Origin of the sequence: Microbacterium sp. NPDC059771, assembly GCF_042732495.1 — a bacterium.
GTDB lineage: Bacteria > Actinomycetota > Actinomycetes > Actinomycetales > Microbacteriaceae > Microbacterium > Microbacterium sufflavum.
Window position 1 is genome coordinate 23,988 of the sequence record NZ_JBHWHK010000003.1, and the last position, 17,049, is coordinate 41,036.

Genomic DNA, 17,049 nt, shown 5'->3' on the forward strand with positions numbered 1-17,049 from the left:
AACCTACACCCGCACCGCGCCGGGCCCAGGGCCTTGACAGCCCCGGACGAGTCCTCCTCCCGCGAGCGCAGCACGGCCTTCGCATGCGGGAGAGCCGCCCGCTACAGTCGTGGCATGGGAACCATGCAGTACGGGAGCGGCAGCGAGATCCAGATCGAGGACCGCGCCCTCGCACACCTCAAGGTCGCGATCGCGACCAAGCTCCGCCGCAACGAGAGCTTCACGCTCTCCTGGCGTCACCCGGAGGGCGACACCCCCGGTCGCTCGACCATCTGGCTGCACCCGTCCATCCCGCTCCGGTTCACGTTCGAGGAGCCGGAGACCCCGCAGCTCAACGTGAAGTGGATCCAGGCGCTGATGGTCGAGGCGAGCTCGTCCGGAGGTATCAGCCTGGTCGACGAAGTCATCGATGGTCCCGCCGAGTAAGCGCTCGGCGGTGCCGGCGTGGCACTGACCCGCGAGGCACTGCGCCGTGAGCTGGGGGAGGCCCTCGGTCGTCCCGTGTCGTCGGACACCGACTGGGCGGAGGCCTTCGCCGGGAGAGCGTCGACACCGCGCCTCCAGCTCGTCGCGCTGCTGCTGATCATGGACGTCAGCCCGCAGCTCGTGAACGGGTGGCGGCATCGATCGGCCGAAGACGATCTCATCCGATCCCTCCCGCGCAAGAAGCTGCCTTGGGACGCGGAGACCGCGGCGTTCGCCCTGCGCGCCGCGCTCGCCATCGATGCCATGAGCTATGTGTGCGCCCCGGCGCTGCGCGGCGCCGAGACGGCGATGGACGCCGGGCATCGGGATGCCGAGCTGTATGAGGCGCTCGAGGCCAGCGTGCAGCACCTCGACGGGCTGATGTCCGGACGGTTCGCCTCTCGCTACGGCGTCGACAAGGATCTCAAGGTCGCGCGCCGCCTGCGGGCGTCGTTCCTGCCGTCGGGAGTCCTCGACCTCACGGTGGTCGACGACGGGGACGAGTGGGCCGAGCGGGCACGACGACTCGCCCGCGCGCTGCCCGTGGATGACATCGAACCGATCGTGCGGCACCTGGCCGCGCTCGGACACAAGGCGCCGTCCCAGACCTGGCAGCGCCAGGCGCGGCAGCACGTGCAGTCCGACGCCGGCCGCCGTCTGGTGCGCGAGTGGATACGCGCCGCGGCCGAGACCGGGGTGGCCGCGGACGGCCATCTCTTCACGCCGTCGAACGAGGATCTCGTGCGCGCGGCCGTCGTCGCCGCGCGCTGGCTGTCCTCGGACGACGTACCCGCGCCGCTGCTCGGCGCGCTCGCCCGCCAGGGCGCCGCCACGCGACCCCCGCAGACCGAGTCGCTCGCCCTGCGGGTGGCGACCGCGGCGATCGACAGTCTGGTGCAGCGCGAGGCGCCCGCCGACATCGCAGAGCTCGAGGCGCTGCTGGAGAGCATCGCACGCCGCGATCTGGTGAAGCGCATCGGAACGGCGCTCGGCTCGGAGGCGACGGCCCGAGCGGCGACGCGCGACGACGACCTGAAGCGGGAGAAAGCGGCGGCCGTGCGCGCCAAGGCGAATCCGATCCCTCGGGTGCTGCGCGGTGAGGTCGATCGGCTGCTGCGCGACCACGTCGACGGCACGATGCGCGGATTCGGCTTCCGCAAGTCGGGGCGCACGTGGCGGCGGACCGTGGAGGACCGCGTCGAGGTCGTCGACTTCTTCTCCAGCGGCCTGCACATGAGCGTGCACTACGGCGTGCTGTTCCCGGCGCTGCATCCGGAGGACGGCGTCGCCGCCCACCGCGACCCGCAGCGGGTGAAGCCCTACCAGCTCGATGTGTCGATCGTGGAGAGCGCGTGGTTCGCGGAGGAGGACACCCTCGAGCGGCTGGCCGCCCGCGTGCGCTCGGCCATCGTGCCGTTCCTGGGCGCCTGCGGCGACCGGGCTCGGCTCGCGGCGGTGCTCACCACAGGGGAGGGCATCCCGGCTGCGGAGGGCGTGCGGGATCCGGTGACCGGCCACACCGAGACGACGCTCCACCTGCGCACCCGACCGTTCACGCCCGGCATCGCGCTCGGCGCCCTGTCGTGCGTGGCCGGGGACCGGCTCTCCGCGCAGGCGTGGCTCGACGACGCCGATGCCGCGGTCGATCCCCTCAGCCATCCACGGTCGAAGGCGGAGATCGACTACTGGCGCCGGCGCCTCGCGGCCACGGAGTGAGGGCGCCGCGGCGGGTGTCCTCGCGTCAGGACGCCGGGTACGGCTGCGCGGTCAGCTGCCGTGCGAGGTGTGCCGCGTTGCGCGCGGCCGTCTGGATGGCCGAGGCCACCTTCTCCGGGGTCTCCTCGAGGTCTTTGTAGTCGACCGTCTGCATCGCCTCGCCGTTCCAGTACACCGAGGCCTGGGCGGGGATCGTGTAGCCGATGTCGTCGAGCGCCTGGAACAGGATCGCCGAGATGTGGTGGGCGCCGTCCTCGTTCCCGAGCACGCCGGCGATCGCGACCTTGTCGAACAGGATCGGGCGGCCCTGGTCGTCGGTCTCGCTCAGCTCGGCGTCGAGCCGCTCGAGCACGCGCTGCGCCACGCTCGAGTGCTGGCCCATCCAGGTCGGCGTCACGAACACGAGGATGTCCGCCGCCAGCACCCGCCGTCGCAGGGCTGGCCACTGGTCGCCGTCGCCCATGTCCTTCTCGACGCCGGGACGGATGTCGAAGTCGACGGCCCGCACCATGTCGCCGGAGACGTCGTGCGCGGACAGCGCGTCGAGCAGCTGGCGCGCGAGGAGGTCGGAGCTCGACTCCGCGGGGGAGGGCTTGAGCGTGCAGGAGATCGCGAGGGCGGTGAGCGTACTGGTCATGCGACGATCACACCAGGGCCGGTGACCGCGGCACAGGGCCTTCCCGGGCCCGGGCTATCCTGGTAGGGCACCGACGACAGGAGATCCCGTGATCCTCAGCTTCTTGTTCTTCATGATCCTCTTCCTCGGGGGCTTCTGGCTGCTGGGGATCGCGCACGAGCTTCCCGACACCGCCGCCGCGCTCACCTTCTGCGCCGGCATCATCCTGGTCTCGCTCGCCCTCGGTTTCGCGATGCGGCAGCGCGGTTCGGCCACGCGCCGCTCCAAGAACTGGACCGGCAGCCCGACCGAGTGAGGCCGACCCCGTCGGCGCGATCGCTCAGCGCCGACGGGACAACCGCGCCTCCAGGTTCGCCCGGACCGCGGGCCACTCGGGCTCGATGATGGAGTACTCGACGCTGTCGCGGAGCGCGCCGTTGCGGTAACGACTCATCGCGCGCATCACGCCGTCCTGCTTGGCGCCCAGTCGCTCGATCGCCGTGCGCGACTGGAAGTTGACCCACTGCGTGGTGAGCCCGACGCGGAACACCCCGAGCGTTTCGAACGCGTGCCGCAGGAGCAGCAGCTTCGACTCCGCGTTGGTTCCGGTTCCGTGCGCGGACGGGCGGTTCCAGGTGTAGCCGATGTGGAGCCGGGGCACGTCGGCGACGATGTCGTAGTACGACGTGAGGCCGAGGATCCGTCCGCTCGCGTCGATCGCGGTGAACGGCAGCATCTCGCCGCGGTCGACGAGCCCGAGCCGCCGATCCACCTCCGCGGCCACGCCGTCGGGCTCCGGGACCGACGTGTACCACGCCGTCTTCCACAGCTCGCCCTCGCGGACGGCGTCGACCAGCCCGTCGATGTGGGAGCGATCGAGGGGACGCAGCTCGACGAGGTCGCCGGTCAGGGTCACGGGGGCGGGCGGGACGAGGAAGGCCATGTCCCCATTCAACCAGCGCGATGCGGGTGGACCTCACGCCGCCCGGGTCGCGGTGTTCCCCTGGCGCAGCAGACGCTGGAAGGCGACGACGATCTCGACCGTGACATCGAGCTCGAAGGCGAGGCTCGCGAGGTGCGCGCCGCGAGCCCGCTCGGCGGCGGCATACGCCTGCGGTGTGAGGAGGAGCCGGGCGGCCCATTCGTCCGCCGCCCGTTCCTGGCGTTCGCGGGTGTGGGGGACCTCGGTGGGTCGATGACCGAGATGTGCGTGACCCAGCTCATGCGCCAGCACGCTGCGCGCCGTCCGTCTGCTCATGCCCGGCGCGAGGCGGATGGTGCCGGTCGCGGGGTCGAACCCGCCGCGCGTGCGTCCCGGGCGCTCGATCACGCGCAGACCGAGGTCTTCGGCGCGCAGGAGGAGCTGCTGCATGTGCGTCCTCCCACGGTCGTCGGCGTCAGTCGTAGAGGTCGTCGGTGTCGGCGTCGTGCCGCTCGTCGGATTCGAAGGCGACCTCGCGGGTATTGTCGCGCGGGGTGGCGACATCGGTGGTGCGGCGCAGGGGAGTGATGATGGCGGTGGTGCCGTCGGCGTCGAGGCGCTCCTCGGCTCTCGCGACCAGGACGTGCGGCTCGATCCCGAGAGTCGCGCACACGGCATAGACCACGGGCACCGGGATCGCGCGCTTTCCGGTGACGTAGTTGTCGAGGGCGCTGCGTGCGATCCCCACGCTGCGCGCCATCGCCGCGATGCTGCTGCGCGCGGCGGCGATCTCGGCCCGCATCTGCCGCCCGACGGCCTCGTTGAACTGCTCGGCAGGTGTCCTCATTCGGCACACCCTAGCAGCGCTCCGAGATCAAGATGCCGTCATATCGGTTCATTCTTCCCGAGTGAGTGTCCGCGTGTGGGGGTAGTGTCGGCGTATGGGGACAGAACTGAGTCACACGATGGCATCGACGGTGGAGGCGGCGCGACTGCACGCCGGAGTGTCGCTCGACCGGCTGGCGGATCGATCAGGCATCTCCGCTCGTCGACTGCACGAGCTCTTCGACGCGCGCGTGGACTTCACCATGGTCGACCTCGCGCGCATCGCGGCGGCGCTCGACATCCCGGTGACGGACCTCCTGCCGTTCTCGACTGCCGTGGACCCGTGAGTGCGCGATAGCGTGGCGACCATGAAGACCGTGCCCTTCGGAACCGCCACCGCCCCCGCCGTCATCGCCGGGATGATGCGTATCGCCGACAAGGATGACGCCCACATCCGCGAGCTGTACGCGACAGCCCGCGACGCGGGCATCGACTTCTTCGACCACGCCGACATCTACGGTGGCGCGATGCACCGCTGCGAATCGCGCTTTGCGGAGGCGCTCGCCCTCAGCCCGGGCGAGCGCGACGAGATCGTGCTGCAGACCAAGTGCGGCATCGTGCCGACGCAGGGGATGTTCGACTTCTCCTACGACCACATCGTCACCCAGGTCGAGGGATCGCTCGCGGCGCTGCGCACCGATCGCATCGACGTCCTGCTGCTGCACCGACCGGACGCGCTCGTCGAGCCCGACGAGGTCGCGCGCGCGTTCGACCACCTCGAGTCCTCCGGCAAGGTCAGGGCGTTCGGCGTCTCGAATCACACCCCGTCGCAGATCGACCTGCTCCGCACGGCCGTCCGCCAGCCCCTGATCGCCAACCAGCTGCAGCTGTCGCTCACCCACGCGCCGATCATCGCGCAGCCGGTCGCAGCGAACATCGGCGGACACGACCAGAGCATCGTGCGGGACGGCGGGGGCATCGTCGACTACTGCCGACTGAACGGCATCACGGTGCAGGCGTGGTCGCCGTTCCAGAGCGGCACCGACGCCGGTGTCTTCCTGGGCAGTCCGGAGTATGCCGAGCTGAACGCCGTGATCGACCGGCTCGCGGCCCAGTACGGCGTCGAGCCGATCGCGATCGCCACCGCGTGGATCACGCGGCATCCCGCCGGGATGCAGGTCGTGCTCGGTACCACGACCCCCGAGCGCGTGCGGGACGCGGCGGCCGGCGCCGACGTCGTCCTCACGCGGCCCGAGTGGTACGAGCTGTTCCGCGCCGCCGGGCACCTCCTGCCCTAGGGCGGCGCGGCGCACGACCCGTCGTCTACCCTGAACTCATGCCGTTCCTGTTCTCGCTGCTGATCATCGCGCTGATGGTCGGTGCGCTGATCGACATCATCACCCGCGACGACGGGCAGGTGAAGCACCTGCCCAAGACGGTGTGGCTGATCATCGTGATCCTGCTGCCGCTCGTCGGAAGCCTGCTGTGGTTCGCGCTCGGACGCGAGTACGGCGAGGGCGGCGTCGCGATCCCCCGGATGCGGAGGGCCGAACGACCCGCCGCACCCACCGTGACGGCGCCCCCCTCCCGGCCCCGCGACACCCGCACGACGGAGCAGCAGATCGCCGACCTCGACCGCGAGATCGAGGAGTGGCGGTTGCGCGAGGAACTCGAGAAGCGGCGACGCGACGACGGCGACGCGCCCGCGGCGGGAGCGTAGACGGTTCGGAGACCGGCCGTTCGAGACGATCCTGGCTCGGGGTGCGGGTCGGTGCCATCATGCCGGTATGAGCGCACCCGTGAACGTGGAGAACTTCGCCGTCGCCGAGACCCACCGCATGATGTCCGACCTGCAGCGCGATGCCGGGGGCGTGAACCGGTTCCGACACAACAGGGAGCCGGCCGCGATCGAGCATCAGACGGTCATCCGGCTCAACCGCGACACGCTCTACAGCTTCGCCGTCGTCGACATCCGCGCGGGGGCGACGCTCACGATCCCGGACCACGGCGATCGCTACCTCTCGGCGATGGTCGTCAACGAACGCCACTACGTGGACGCCGTCTTCCACGACCCCGGAGAGTACCGGCTGACCACCGAGCGGTTCGGCACACCCTACGTCGTGGTCGCGGTGCGCATCCTCGTCGACCCGGAAGACCAGGCAGACGTGGCCGTCGTGACGGCGCTCCAGGATCAGCTCGGGATCGACAGTGCGTCCGCCGAGCCGTTCCCCCTCCCCGACGACGACCCCGCGGACCTGGACGAGACACGCGGGGCGCTGCTGACTCTTGCGCGGAACCTGCGCGGCTTCGACCGCATGTTCGGGTCCGAGGCCGAAGTCGATCCGGTCCGGCACCTGATCGGAACCGCGGCGGGGTGGGGAGGGCTGCCCTCCTGGGAGGCTCAGTACATCGGAGTCGACCCGCGGCTGCCGCGGGGGCGGTACGAACTCCGGGTGATCGACGTTCCCGTGGACGGGTTCTGGTCCATCTCGGTGTACAACGCCGACGGCTTCTTCGAGCCGAACGACCGCGGTGCCTACACGATCAACAACATCACCGGAGTCCGGGACGACGACGGCGCCATCACGGTGCGGTTCGGCGACCACCCCGACGGCGTGCCGAACGTGATCCCGATTCCGGAGGGGTGGAACTACCTCGTGCGTCTGTACCGTCCGCGGGCCGAGCTCCTCGACGGGAGCTGGACGTTCCCGGCCCTGCAGCGTTCGGTGTGACCCTCGCCGGAGACGTCGACCTGATCGCGCGCCGGGGTGCGATCAGGTCGACGCGGCGAAGGAGGAGCGCAGCGCCTCATCGAGGTCGGGGTGGCGGAAAGTGAAGCCCGCGGCACGGAGCTTCTCGGGCAGCACCCACCGGCTCTTCAAGACGAGCTCGGTCTCGGTGCGGATGCCGATCGCGCCCAGCTCCAGCATCCACCGCGGCGTCGGCGGGCCGAGACGCACCCCCAGCGCGCGACGCACGGCCGCCATGAAGGCGACGTTGTCCACGGGGTTCGGCGACGCGGCGTTCACCGGACCCTCCAGCGCCGGCGTCTGCTCCAGGAACTCCACGATCCGCGCCACATCCTCGAGGTGGATCCAGCTGAACCGCTGGCGACCGCGGCGCGCGCCGAAGCGATGCGCGGTGCCGGCCTCCCGGCGCGCACGGCTCACCGGCCAGCGCCCGTCGTACTGCGGACCACCGAGGCCCAGGCGGGCGAGGGTGCGCAGCGGGCCGAGCACTCCGCCGTCGCCCAGCACGATCGCGCTGCGCAGGGCGACACGGCGCGTGCCGGGCAGCGCGCCCGTGAACAGCTCCCGCTCCCAGGCCTTCGCGACCTCGACCGAGAAGCCGCTGCCGAGCTCGCCGTCCGCCTCGGTCATCGGCCGGTCCTCGGCGTGGCGGTAGATCGTCGCGGTGGACGAGTTGATCCACAGGGCGGGCGGGGCCGAGGCGCGCGCGATCGCGGTGCGCAGGGCGGCGGTGGTGTCGAGCCGGGAGCGGAAGATCTCGGCGCGGTTCGCCGGCGTGTACCGGCAGTTGACGCTCTTGCCCGCGAGGCCGAGGACGAGCGCGGAACCCTCGACCGCCGCGTCGATCCCGGCCTGATCGGTCCAGGCGAGATCGGCGCCCGCGCGAGAGACCGTCACGACCTCCCGCCCCTGTCCGCGCAGGCGCTCCGTGAGGTACTGCCCCATGAACCCGGTGGACCCGCCCACCACGACCCGTCCTGTGCTCATGCGCGGTCATCCTCCGGTGGTCGGGGCTCGGCACCCGGGGTGGGGCGGAGCAGGCGGTCCAGCAGTGTCAGCGCCTCGTGCTGCGGGGCGTCGGGGTCGAGCAGCCACTGCGTCTGCAGGCCGTCCGAGGCGGCGATGACCAGGGCCGCGACCGCCTCGGGGTCGGCGTCGTCGCGGATGCGCCCCTCGCGCTGCTGCTGCCGCACGGTCGCGGCGATGCTCGCTCGCAGTCGCGCGAACCGGTCGGTGGCGAACTCCCTCGCCGCCGGATGGCCCTCCTCGAGCGCGGAGGCCACCAGGGCCGAGTACAGCTGCACGAGTCCTGGCACCTCGCGGTTGACCCTGGCCGACAGGATCATGCTCTCCACGGGCGTCGCGTCGTCTCGCGCCTCGGGGTGCCGGCCCGGGGCGTTGCTCTCGCGGTAGACCGCGACCAGGAGCTCCTCCAGGGAGCCGAAGTAGTGCGTGAGCGCGGCGTGCGTGACGCCGACCTCGCTGGCGATCGCGCGCAGGCTCGTGCGGTCGGCGCCGCGGGTCGCGAACACCTCGATCGCGCGGTCGAGGATCTCCTGCCGACGCGCGATCCCCTTGGCGTAGGCGCCGCGGGCGCGTGGGCGCTCCGGACCGTCGGCGGAGGAGGGGGGCATGGCCCGAGTCTAGTGCGACCAAAACTTCCATGTGGAGGTATTCGGTGATAGCGTGCCAGCGCGGGGCACCACCCGCGAGTCGCCGACGACCAGGAGCACGACCGATGACGATCCAGACGTCCCTGCAGCTGTTCACCATCCGCGAGCAGCTGGAGGCCGACCTCGACGGCACTCTCGCCGCCGTCGCCGCGCGCGGGTTCACGGCCGTCGAGCCGTACGACTTCGTGCGCAGGGCCGAGGCGATGGCCGCCGCGCTCGCCGCCGCCGGTCTCACCGCGCCCTCCGGACACGCGTTCCTGGCGTCGGAGTCGTTCGTCAACCCGGACGGCAGCGGCACCACCCTGCCCGTGCCCGCGCCCGCCGAGGTGTTCGCGGCGGCGAAGACGCTCGGCATGCACACCGTGATCGACCCGTACACCGAACCTGCCCGCTGGGAGTCGGTGGAGCAGATCGCCGAGACCGCCCGACTGCTCAACGCCGCGGCCGAGGTCGGCGCCGCGATGGGCGTGCGCGTCGGCTACCACAACCACGCCCACGAGCTGGGGGCCGCGTTCGACGGCGTGACGGGGCTGGAGGTGCTGGCGGGCCTGCTCGACGACCGCGTGGTGCTGGAGGTGGACCTCTACTGGGTGGCGCGCGGTGGGGTCGACCCAGTGGCCCTGCTGGAGCGCCTGGGCGACCGCGTGATCGCGGTGCACGCCAAGGACGGCACGCTCGACCCCGCCCTGCTCGACGCCTACCCGCCGGCGGACCAGGTGCCCGCGGGCGACGGCGCCGTCCCGCTCGTGGCGGCCATCGCGGCGGCCCCCGCGCTCGAGCTCGCCATCGTGGAGTTCGACCACTACGAGGGCGACCTGTTCGACGCGATCGAGCGCAGTCGGCGGTTCCTCGACGCGGAGGTCGCGGGCTGATGGGGCGCGCAGGCGACGCGGTCGGCGTCGGCATCATCGGCGCGGGCAACATCAGCGACCAGTACCTGCAGAACCTGACCCGGTTCCCCGACGTGCGGGTGCTCGCGATCGGCGACCTCCTCCCGGAGCGCGCCCGCGCTCAGGCCGAGGCGTACGGCGTGCCGCGGGCGGGCGGCGTGGACGTGGTGCTCGACGACCCCGACATCGCCGTGGTCGTCAACCTCACGATCCCGGCCGCGCACGTCGCGGTGTCCGAGGCGATCATCCGCGCCGGGAAGCACGTGTGGACGGAGAAGCCGCTCGGCGTGAGCCGGGAGGAGGCCAGCCGGCTGCTGCGCACCGCCGAGGCGGCCGGACGGCGCATCGGCGCCGCGCCCGACACGGTGCTCGGCCCCGGGGTGCAGACCGCGAAGCGCGCGATCGCCCGCGGCGACATCGGGCGGCCGCTGTTCGGGCAGACGACGTTCCAGTGGCAGGGACCGGAGATCTTCCACCCGAACCCGGCGTTCCTCTACGCCAAGGGCGCCGGTCCGCTGCTCGACATGGGTCCGTACTACGTCTCGACGCTCGTGCACGTGTTCGGCCCGGTGGCGGCGGTCGCCGCGCTCGGGCTGCAGGGTGCGCCGACCAGGCGGGTGCAGGTCGGCGAGCTCGCCGGGCAGGAGTTCCCCGTCGAGATCCCGTCGACGCTGAGCGTGCTGCTCGACTTCGAGGGTGGCGGCCAGGCCCAGAGCCTCTACAGCACCGACTCGCCCCTCGTGCGGCAGGGCATCGTGGAGATCACCGGGACCGAGGGCACGATCACGATCCCCGACCCCAACACCTTCGGGGGACCGATCACGATCACCCGCCCGCTCGCGCGCCACTTCGTGCCGCCGGAGCCCGTGGAGCAGGAGATCGTCGACGTCGCCCAGGAGGGCGTGCTCGCCGGTCGCGGCATCGGCCTGTTGGACATGGTCCGCTCGATCGCGGACGACCGCCCGCACGTCGCCACGGGCGAGTTCGCGTACCACGTGCTCGACACGCTGCTGTCGATCGAGGAGGCCGCGGAACAGCGCCGCTTCGTCGAGGTGGCCAGCACGCTCGATCAGGTCGGCGCGCTGTCGGCCGACTTCGACCCCTTCGCCGCGACATAGCGGTCGACGCTCGCGGGGGAGAGCACCTCGCGGGCGACCATGATCGCCGCCCCCAGCACCGCGGCCCGGTCTCCGGCCTGGGACTGCACGATGGCCAGGTGCTGGGTGGCGAGGGGGATCGAGCGGCGGTACACGACCTCACGGACACCGGCCAGCAGATGCTCGCCGGCCCGCGCGATGCTGCCGCCCAGCACGATGATCGACGGGTTGAGGAGGTTCACGACGGTGGCGAGCACCTCGCCCACGTCGCGGCCCGCCTGCCGGGTCGCCTCGATCGCCGCCGCGTTGCCTCCGCGCACCAGGTCGACGACGTCGGAGGCGCTGTGCACCTCGTGCCCCGCCGCGCGCAGCGCGATCGCGAGGGCCGAGCCGCTGGCCAGGGCCTCGAGGTCGCGCTCGTCGTCCGGATCGCGCTCGGATCCCGCCCCCCGCGGCACCTGCACGTGGCCCATGTCGCCCGCCGAGCCCTGGGCTCCGCGCTGCAGCTGTCCACCCGCGATGATGCCGGCGCCGATGCCCGTGGACACCTTGACGAAGATCAGGTCGTCGACGCGCGGCCAGCTGGTGGCCTGCTCGCCGAGCGCGAGGATGTTCACGTCGTTGTCGACCAGCACGGGCACGTCGAAGGTCCGCTGCACATAGGCGGGAACGTCGAAGCGGTCCCACCCCGGCATGATCGGCGGGTTCGTGGGCCGTCCGGTCGAGTGCTCGACGGGGCCGGGCACCCCGATGCCGACGCCGACCAGCGGTAGTCCGTCCGCGGTCGCCGCGAGCAGCGCGGCGCCGTCGGCGAGGATGGTGTCGAGGAGCTTCTCGGGGCCGTCGCCGATGTCGATCGTGCGCGTGCGGGCGTCGAGGATGACACCGGACAGATCGGCGACCGCGACCGTGGCGTGCGTGGCCCCGAGGTCGACCGCGAGCGAGAGTCCGGCGCGGGGATTGAAGGCCACCCGCGCGGGCGGGCGTCCGCCCGTGGAGGCGGCTTCGCCCGCCGGCCGCAGGAGCCCGGCGGCGAGGAGCGCGTCGACACGGAGGGCGACGGTCGAGCGGGCGAGTCCGGTGAGCGCCGCGAGCTCGGCCTTGGTGCGCGCCTGGCCGTCGCGGAGGATCTGGAAGATCTCGCCCGTCCCCGGGGAGGGCACCGTGACCGGCCTCAGCACGTCAACCATTCGGTCAGTAAACCACAGCACTTCGGAGTGCAGAGGCAGAACTTCGAATTCGGTTCGAACAACTTTTGACGAAAAGCTAGCAAAAGTCGTTCGGAGTGTGTCAGACTCCCCGACATGACAACGGATGTCACAGACACCGGTCTCGGGACGATCCGAGCCGGCATCCTCGGCGGGGGATTCATGGCCCGCGTCCACCGCGCGGCAGCGCGCGACGCAGGGGGAGAGCTGCGGGCGATCGCCACCCGGTCGGCCGCGGGCGGACGCGATGCGGCGCAGGCACTGGGGGCCGAGCGGGCGGAGGTCGACGCCGACGCCCTCCTCGACGCCGACGACATCGACGTGGTGCACATCTGCACCCCCAACGCCACGCACGCCGACCTCGCGCGCCGCGCGCTGCACGCCGGCAAGCACGTGATCTGCGAGAAGCCGCTCGCGACCACCGCGGACGACGCCCGCGAGCTCGCGGAGGCGGCCGCCGCGGCCGGCCTCATCGGCGCCGTCCCCTTCATCTACCGCTACCACCCCATGGTGCGCGAGGCCAGGGCCCGCATCGCCAGGGGAGAGGCGGGAGACCTGCTCACCCTCGACTGCTCCTACCTCCAGGACTGGATGCTGCTGCCCGGCGACGACGACTGGCGCGTGAGGTCTGAGGCAGGCGGCGCCTCGCGCGCCTTCGCCGACATCGGCTCGCACCTGTGCGACCTGATCGAGTTCGTCACGGGAGAGCGCATCCGTGCCCTCAGCGCCCGCAGCCGCCGCGTCTACGCGGAGCGCGGCGGGCACGCCGTCGACACCGAGGATCTCGTCGCCGTGCTCGTCGAGACCGGCTCCGGCGCGCTCGGCACGCTGCTCATCTCGCAGATGGCACCGGGGCGGAAGAACGCCCTCACCCTGGAGCTGCACGGCTCGCGGCAGAGCCTGCGGTTCGAGCAGGAGCGCCCGGAGGAGCTCTGGGTCGGGATGCGCGAGGAGTCCCGGCTGCTGCTGCGCGACCCCGCGACCGCCGGCGCCGATGCGGCCCGGCTGCAGCGGGTGCCAGCGGGGCATGCGATGGGCTATCAGGACGCGTTCAACGGCTTCGTCGCCGACGTGTACGCCGCGATCGGCGGGGCCCGACCGGACGGACTCCCGACCTTCGCCGACGGACACCGCTCCGCCGTGCTCACCGAGGCCGTGCTCGACTCGGCGGCGCACGACGGCCGATGGGTGGAGGTGACGGCATGACCGCCACGACGACGCAGCCCGTGCTCGCGGCGCGCGGCATCCGCAAGTCGTTCTTCGGCGTGGAGGTGCTGCACGGCGTCGACCTGGACGTGCGACCGGGTGAGGTGCACGGCCTCGTGGGCGAGAACGGTGCGGGCAAGTCCACGCTCATGAAGATCATCGCCGGAGTGCAGCCCGCCGACGAGGGCACCCTGACGTACCTCGGCGAAGAGGTGCACCACGCGCACCCGCGTCAGGCCATGGACGCGGGCATCGTGACCGTGTTCCAGGAATTCACCCTCCTGCCCGAGCGCACGGTCGCGCAGAACGTGTACCTCGGACGTGAGCCGCGCCGGGCGGGCTTCGTGGACGTGCGCGGCATGAACGCGAAGACGAGCGCACTGCTCGACGACCTCGGAGTGTCGTTCATCGACCCGCAGGCCCGCGTCGGCTCGCTCACCGTGGCCGAGCAGCAGATCGTCGAGATCGTGAAGGCCCTGTCGTTCGACGCCCGGGTCATCTCGATGGACGAGCCGACGGCGGCACTCAGCGACCGCGAGGTCGAGCTGCTGTACGCCATCATCCGCCGGCTCACCTCGCGCGGGGTCGCGGTGCTCTACGTGTCGCACCGGCTCAAGGAGATCTTCGACCTCTGCGACCGCATCACCATCCTCAAGGACGGCGCCCTCGTGTCCACCGACGACACCGCGGCGCTCACGACCGACGAGCTCGTGCGGCGCATGGTCGGGCGCTCCATCCAGTCGTACTTCCCCGACGCGCTCGAGGGCACCGCGGTGGGGGAGCCGCGGCTCGAGCTCGACGGCTGCGGCAACGCCTACGTGGACGGGGTGTCGCTCACGCTGCGCGCCGGCGAGATCGTCGGCGTCGCCGGGCTCCAGGGCTCCGGACGCACGGAGCTCGTGGAGGGCGTGTTCGGCATCCAGGCGTTCACGCGCGGCACGATGCGCATCGACGGCGCCCCCGTGCGCATCACCGGCCCCCGGGCGGCCGTCCGTGCGGGGCTCGCGCTCGTGTCGGAGGACCGCAAGGCGCAGGGCCTCGCGCTCGGCCAGTCGGTGCTCGACAACGCCCTGCTGGTCGTGCGCAGCGTGTTCGCCGGGCGCACGGCCGCGTCGCGCCGCGAGGTGCCCGGCGTGCTCAGCGCGCTGGAGGTGTCGTCGCGCGGGCTCGACCAGGAGGTGCGGTACCTCTCCGGCGGCAACCAGCAGAAGGTCGTGCTCGCGAAGTGGCTGCTCACCGGACCGCAGATCGTGCTGTTCGACGAGCCGACACGCGGCATCGACGTGGGCGCGAAGTACGCGGTGTACGAGCTGATGCGCCAGCTTGCGGCGCAGGGCACGGCCGTGCTGATGGTCTCGAGCGAGCTGCCGGAGGTGATCGGCATGAGCGACCGCATCCTGGTGATGCACGACGGGGAGCTGGTCGCCGAGCTGCCCGCGGGCTCCGCGGAGCACGAGATCCTCGCCGCGGCGACCGGTGCGGATGCGCGCCCCTCGACCGAGGGAGGCCAGCGATGACCACCGCCACCCGCCCCCGGCTGCGCATCGACTCCACCGTGATCGTGCTCGGCATCCTCGTGCTGACCCTCGTGGTCGGGGCGATCCTCGTCGCGACCGTCGGCCGCAACTTCCTCAGCCCCGGCAACATCCGCGACGTGCTGACCGGCATGAGCGTGCTCGGACTGGTCGCGATCGGGCAGACGCTCGTGGTGCTCGGGGCGTCGCTCGACCTCTCCGTCACCTACGTCATCAGCCTGTCGAGCCTGCTCGCGGCCACCCTGATGAACGGCAACCCCGGCAACATCCCGGTCGCCGTGGCCGTCACGCTGCTGGTGTGCGCGGGCATCGGGCTGCTCAACGGCGTGATCGTGACGGTACTCAAGGTGAATGGCTTCATCGCCACGCTCGGCGTGGGGCTGATCCTCCAGGGCATCCTCAACACGAACTTCGAGGGCTCGGCGGGCAACGTCCCCTGGGCGTTCCAGCTGATCGGCGCCACCGGCGTCGGGCCCGTCCCGGTGTCGACGATCATCATGATCGTGCTCGCCGTGGTGGTCTGGGTGCTGCTGAACCGCACCCGCACCGGCGCGCACCTGTACGCCGTCGGCGGCGACCCGGAGATCGCACGGCTCAGCGGCGTGCGCACGCGGATGCCGCTGATCTGGGCGCACGTGCTGTGCTCCGTGTTCGCAGGGCTCGCCGGACTGCTGCTCGCGAGCCGCCTCGGCGTCGGGAGCCCGACCGTCGGGCAGCAGGGCGGCTATGCGCTGCTCTCGATCGCCGCGGTCGTGCTGGGCGGCACGCTGCTCCTCGGCGGCCGCGGCTCCATCTGGGGCACGATCGGCGGCGTCGCGATCCTCGCGGTGGTCGACAACGTGATGAGCGTGCTGCAGGTGAACCCGTTCCTGAAGGACGTGGTGCGCGGCGTGGTCATCGTCGCGGCGGTCGCGGTGTACAGCCGTCGCGCGATCGTGCGGCGTCGCCCGCGCTTCGGCGCCGGGGGCACGCGCACCGGGGGCGATGCGGCGGCCAGAGCCGCGGAGGCCGAGATGGCGGCGGCGGCGCGGGAGCTCGCGCCCAGTCCCGGCTCCACGACGGAAGGAACGCGCTCATGAAGGCCCTGCGCACCCTCGTCAGCCCGCGCGGCGCCGTGTTCCTGCTGCTGGTGGTGCTGCTCGTCGCGGTCACGATCCTCAACCCGAGCTTCGCCGAGCCGGGGCAGTTCATGCGGTTCCTGCAGCGGGTCGCACCCATCGCCATCGTCGCGATCGGGCAGTACTTCGTGATCATCGCCGGCGAGTTCGACCTGTCGCAGGGCTCGCTCATCACGGCGCAGGTCATCATCGCCGGCAACCTGGTGGGCCAGGACGACGCCCGCACCATCCCGGTGCTGCTGCTCATGGTGGTCTTCGCGGTGGCCGTCGGGCTCGTGAACGGCCTGATCACGACGCTGCTGAAGGTGCCGTCGTTCATCGTGACGCTCGGCATGATGCTCGCGCTGCTCGGCGGGGTGATGTGGTGGACAGGGGGAGCGGCCACCGGAAACCCCGCCGACAGCTTCCGCGAGATCGGACGTGGCGGCCTGCGCGACGTGCCGCTGCTGGACTTCATCCCGTGGGCGGTGCTGCTGCTGATCGTGTGGCTCGCGCTGGGCATCGTCCTCACGAAACGGCCGCTCGGCAAGACCCTCATCGCCATCGGCGACAACGCCAGGGCCGTGGACTACGCCGGTGCCCGCCGCGCCTGGGTCACCACGCGCGCGTTCGTGATCTCCTCGCTCTCGGCCACGCTGTCGGCCGTGCTGCTGGTCGGCTATGCGGGCGTGCACCCGTCGGTCGGCCGCGGCTACGAGTTCACCGCCATCACGGCGGTCGTGCTCGGCGGCGTCGTGCTCGGCGGTGGCCGGGGCTGGATCGTGGGCGCGGTCGCCGGGGCGTTCACGCTCGAGGCGCTGTTCATGCTCCTCAACATCGCGGGCGTGCCGTCCACGCTGCGCGACGCTGTGCAGGGCGTCATCATCATCGCTGCGGTGGCCTACTCCGCCGTCGCCTTCCGTGCCCGCCGCGCACGCGGCCCCCAACCCGCGGCGCCGGAGCCCGCGGCACCCGAACCCGCGGCGCCCGTGACCCACGGGGCCGCCACGACCTCACGCACCATCCACACAGAAACCAGAGGAGATTAG

General features: G+C 71.8%; 20 protein-coding genes. 13 read left to right on the plus strand and 7 right to left on the minus strand.

All coding sequences use genetic code 11. The features are described 5' to 3' along the window. Positions 1-114: 114 nt before the first annotated feature. Positions 115-426: a hypothetical protein gene (locus ACFV3I_RS17445; RefSeq protein ID WP_136031128.1), complete on the plus strand. Its 312-nt coding sequence runs from the start codon at positions 115-117 to the stop codon at positions 424-426. Positions 427-444: 18 nt separating this feature from the next. Further along, positions 445-2,181, plus strand: coding sequence for a DUF4304 domain-containing protein (locus ACFV3I_RS17450; protein ID WP_378823802.1), 1,737 nt, complete (start codon positions 445-447; stop codon positions 2,179-2,181). A gap of 25 nt (positions 2,182-2,206) precedes the next feature. On the opposite strand, the gene ACFV3I_RS17455 is transcribed toward ACFV3I_RS17450, so the two are convergent. Then, positions 2,207-2,818, minus strand: coding sequence for a flavodoxin family protein (locus ACFV3I_RS17455; protein ID WP_247981995.1), 612 nt, complete (start codon positions 2,816-2,818; stop codon positions 2,207-2,209). 88 nt (positions 2,819-2,906) lie between these two features. Between ACFV3I_RS17455 and ACFV3I_RS17460 the strand changes: the two genes are divergently transcribed. Continuing rightward, complete coding sequence (locus ACFV3I_RS17460; RefSeq protein WP_136031122.1) at positions 2,907-3,113, plus strand: hypothetical protein; 207 nt, start codon at positions 2,907-2,909, stop codon at positions 3,111-3,113. 24 nt (positions 3,114-3,137) lie between these two features. Here ACFV3I_RS17460 and ACFV3I_RS17465 read toward each other — a convergent pair whose 3' ends face one another. From ACFV3I_RS17465 to ACFV3I_RS17475, 3 genes are read right to left on the minus strand one after another with little or no spacing between them, the layout of a single operon-like run. Continuing rightward, positions 3,138-3,740 carry a GNAT family N-acetyltransferase gene (locus ACFV3I_RS17465; protein WP_136031120.1) on the minus strand — a complete coding sequence of 201 codons (603 nt, stop codon included), beginning with the start codon at positions 3,738-3,740 and terminating at the stop codon, positions 3,138-3,140. A 33-nt stretch (positions 3,741-3,773) separates the two neighbouring features. Continuing rightward, on the minus strand, positions 3,774-4,169 hold the full coding sequence (locus tag ACFV3I_RS17470; RefSeq protein ID WP_378823803.1) for an ImmA/IrrE family metallo-endopeptidase: 396 nt from the start codon (positions 4,167-4,169) through the stop codon (positions 3,774-3,776). 25 nt (positions 4,170-4,194) lie between these two features. Further along, entirely contained in the window at positions 4,195-4,566 is a 372-nt protein-coding gene (locus ACFV3I_RS17475) for a helix-turn-helix domain-containing protein (RefSeq protein ID WP_378823805.1), read from the minus strand. A gap of 94 nt (positions 4,567-4,660) precedes the next feature. Between ACFV3I_RS17475 and ACFV3I_RS17480 the strand changes: the two genes are divergently transcribed. The 4 genes from ACFV3I_RS17480 to ACFV3I_RS17495 all read left to right on the plus strand — a co-directional run bounded on the left by ACFV3I_RS17480 (position 4,661) and on the right by ACFV3I_RS17495 (position 7,276). After that, positions 4,661-4,891, plus strand: a complete 231-nt coding sequence (locus ACFV3I_RS17480) for a helix-turn-helix domain-containing protein (protein WP_378823807.1) — start codon at positions 4,661-4,663, stop codon at positions 4,889-4,891. A gap of 21 nt (positions 4,892-4,912) precedes the next feature. After that, positions 4,913-5,842 (plus strand): aldo/keto reductase family oxidoreductase, encoded by a 930-nt coding sequence (locus ACFV3I_RS17485; RefSeq protein ID WP_378823809.1) that lies wholly within the window; start codon positions 4,913-4,915, stop codon positions 5,840-5,842. 38 nt (positions 5,843-5,880) lie between these two features. Then, a complete protein-coding gene (locus ACFV3I_RS17490; RefSeq protein WP_378823810.1) occupies positions 5,881-6,264 on the plus strand; it encodes a PLD nuclease N-terminal domain-containing protein in 384 nt (127 codons plus the stop codon). A gap of 67 nt (positions 6,265-6,331) precedes the next feature. Beyond that, complete coding sequence (locus tag ACFV3I_RS17495) at positions 6,332-7,276, plus strand: DUF1214 domain-containing protein (protein WP_378823812.1); 945 nt, start codon at positions 6,332-6,334, stop codon at positions 7,274-7,276. Between the two features lie 42 nt (positions 7,277-7,318). On the opposite strand, the gene ACFV3I_RS17500 is transcribed toward ACFV3I_RS17495, so the two are convergent. Together ACFV3I_RS17500 and ACFV3I_RS17505 are read right to left on the minus strand one after the other, a co-directional pair. Then, a complete protein-coding gene (locus tag ACFV3I_RS17500) occupies positions 7,319-8,281 on the minus strand; it encodes an epimerase (RefSeq protein ID WP_378823814.1) in 963 nt (320 codons plus the stop codon). Then, the gene (locus tag ACFV3I_RS17505; protein WP_378823816.1) at positions 8,278-8,928 is read right to left on the minus strand and encodes a TetR/AcrR family transcriptional regulator; all 651 of its coding nucleotides are present in this window, start codon (positions 8,926-8,928) and stop codon (positions 8,278-8,280) included. Before ACFV3I_RS17505 ends, ACFV3I_RS17500 begins: the two co-directional genes overlap by 4 nt. 104 nt (positions 8,929-9,032) lie before the next feature. Between ACFV3I_RS17505 and ACFV3I_RS17510 the strand changes: the two genes are divergently transcribed. Both ACFV3I_RS17510 and ACFV3I_RS17515 read left to right on the plus strand, forming a co-directional pair. After that, positions 9,033-9,839 (plus strand): sugar phosphate isomerase/epimerase family protein, encoded by an 807-nt coding sequence (locus ACFV3I_RS17510; RefSeq protein WP_378823818.1) that lies wholly within the window; start codon positions 9,033-9,035, stop codon positions 9,837-9,839. Then, the gene (locus tag ACFV3I_RS17515) at positions 9,839-10,975 is read left to right on the plus strand and encodes a Gfo/Idh/MocA family protein (protein ID WP_136045871.1); all 1,137 of its coding nucleotides are present in this window, start codon (positions 9,839-9,841) and stop codon (positions 10,973-10,975) included. The genes ACFV3I_RS17510 and ACFV3I_RS17515 overlap by 1 nt, the downstream gene beginning before the upstream one ends. Here the strand turns inward: ACFV3I_RS17515 and ACFV3I_RS17520 are convergent. Continuing rightward, complete coding sequence (locus tag ACFV3I_RS17520) at positions 10,927-12,144, minus strand: ROK family transcriptional regulator (RefSeq protein WP_136031098.1); 1,218 nt, start codon at positions 12,142-12,144, stop codon at positions 10,927-10,929. The genes ACFV3I_RS17515 and ACFV3I_RS17520 overlap by 49 nt on opposite strands. A gap of 114 nt (positions 12,145-12,258) precedes the next feature. Here ACFV3I_RS17520 and ACFV3I_RS17525 point away from each other — a divergent pair, with 114 nt between their 5' ends. Genes ACFV3I_RS17525 through ACFV3I_RS17540 form a run of 4 tightly spaced genes read left to right on the plus strand, consistent with a single transcriptional unit; the run spans position 12,259 to position 17,049 of the window. Beyond that, positions 12,259-13,368, plus strand: coding sequence for a Gfo/Idh/MocA family protein (locus ACFV3I_RS17525; protein ID WP_136044197.1), 1,110 nt, complete (start codon positions 12,259-12,261; stop codon positions 13,366-13,368). After that, positions 13,365-14,885 (plus strand): sugar ABC transporter ATP-binding protein, encoded by a 1,521-nt coding sequence (locus ACFV3I_RS17530; protein ID WP_206253042.1) that lies wholly within the window; start codon positions 13,365-13,367, stop codon positions 14,883-14,885. The genes ACFV3I_RS17525 and ACFV3I_RS17530 overlap by 4 nt, the downstream gene beginning before the upstream one ends. After that, a complete protein-coding gene (locus ACFV3I_RS17535; RefSeq protein WP_136031092.1) occupies positions 14,882-15,982 on the plus strand; it encodes an ABC transporter permease in 1,101 nt (366 codons plus the stop codon). The genes ACFV3I_RS17530 and ACFV3I_RS17535 overlap by 4 nt, the downstream gene beginning before the upstream one ends. After that, the gene (locus tag ACFV3I_RS17540; protein WP_206253045.1) at positions 15,979-17,049 is read left to right on the plus strand and encodes an ABC transporter permease; all 1,071 of its coding nucleotides are present in this window, start codon (positions 15,979-15,981) and stop codon (positions 17,047-17,049) included. Before ACFV3I_RS17535 ends, ACFV3I_RS17540 begins: the two co-directional genes overlap by 4 nt.

What these genes read in the sequence shown, in the direction of transcription:
- ACFV3I_RS17445 (WP_136031128.1), top strand. Translation starts at nt 115, where the DNA reads ATGGGAACCATGCAGTACGGGAGCGGCAGCGAGATCCAGATCGAGGAC.
- ACFV3I_RS17455 (WP_247981995.1), bottom strand. Translation starts at nt 2,818, where the DNA reads ATGACCAGTACGCTCACCGCCCTCGCGATCTCCTGCACGCTCAAGCCC.
- ACFV3I_RS17465 (WP_136031120.1), bottom strand. Translation starts at nt 3,740, where the DNA reads ATGGCCTTCCTCGTCCCGCCCGCCCCCGTGACCCTGACCGGCGACCTC.
- ACFV3I_RS17470 (WP_378823803.1), bottom strand. Translation starts at nt 4,169, where the DNA reads ATGCAGCAGCTCCTCCTGCGCGCCGAAGACCTCGGTCTGCGCGTGATC.
- ACFV3I_RS17475 (WP_378823805.1), bottom strand. Translation starts at nt 4,566, where the DNA reads ATGAGGACACCTGCCGAGCAGTTCAACGAGGCCGTCGGGCGGCAGATG.
- ACFV3I_RS17480 (WP_378823807.1), top strand. Translation starts at nt 4,661, where the DNA reads ATGGGGACAGAACTGAGTCACACGATGGCATCGACGGTGGAGGCGGCG.
- ACFV3I_RS17485 (WP_378823809.1), top strand. Translation starts at nt 4,913, where the DNA reads ATGAAGACCGTGCCCTTCGGAACCGCCACCGCCCCCGCCGTCATCGCC.
- ACFV3I_RS17490 (WP_378823810.1), top strand. Translation starts at nt 5,881, where the DNA reads ATGCCGTTCCTGTTCTCGCTGCTGATCATCGCGCTGATGGTCGGTGCG.
- ACFV3I_RS17495 (WP_378823812.1), top strand. Translation starts at nt 6,332, where the DNA reads ATGAGCGCACCCGTGAACGTGGAGAACTTCGCCGTCGCCGAGACCCAC.
- ACFV3I_RS17500 (WP_378823814.1), bottom strand. Translation starts at nt 8,281, where the DNA reads ATGAGCACAGGACGGGTCGTGGTGGGCGGGTCCACCGGGTTCATGGGG.
- ACFV3I_RS17505 (WP_378823816.1), bottom strand. Translation starts at nt 8,928, where the DNA reads ATGCCCCCCTCCTCCGCCGACGGTCCGGAGCGCCCACGCGCCCGCGGC.
- ACFV3I_RS17510 (WP_378823818.1), top strand. Translation starts at nt 9,033, where the DNA reads ATGACGATCCAGACGTCCCTGCAGCTGTTCACCATCCGCGAGCAGCTG.
- ACFV3I_RS17515 (WP_136045871.1), top strand. Translation starts at nt 9,839, where the DNA reads ATGGGGCGCGCAGGCGACGCGGTCGGCGTCGGCATCATCGGCGCGGGC.
- ACFV3I_RS17520 (WP_136031098.1), bottom strand. Translation starts at nt 12,144, where the DNA reads ATGGTTGACGTGCTGAGGCCGGTCACGGTGCCCTCCCCGGGGACGGGC.
- ACFV3I_RS17525 (WP_136044197.1), top strand. Translation starts at nt 12,259, where the DNA reads ATGACAACGGATGTCACAGACACCGGTCTCGGGACGATCCGAGCCGGC.
- ACFV3I_RS17530 (WP_206253042.1), top strand. Translation starts at nt 13,365, where the DNA reads ATGACCGCCACGACGACGCAGCCCGTGCTCGCGGCGCGCGGCATCCGC.
- ACFV3I_RS17535 (WP_136031092.1), top strand. Translation starts at nt 14,882, where the DNA reads ATGACCACCGCCACCCGCCCCCGGCTGCGCATCGACTCCACCGTGATC.
- ACFV3I_RS17540 (WP_206253045.1), top strand. Translation starts at nt 15,979, where the DNA reads ATGAAGGCCCTGCGCACCCTCGTCAGCCCGCGCGGCGCCGTGTTCCTG.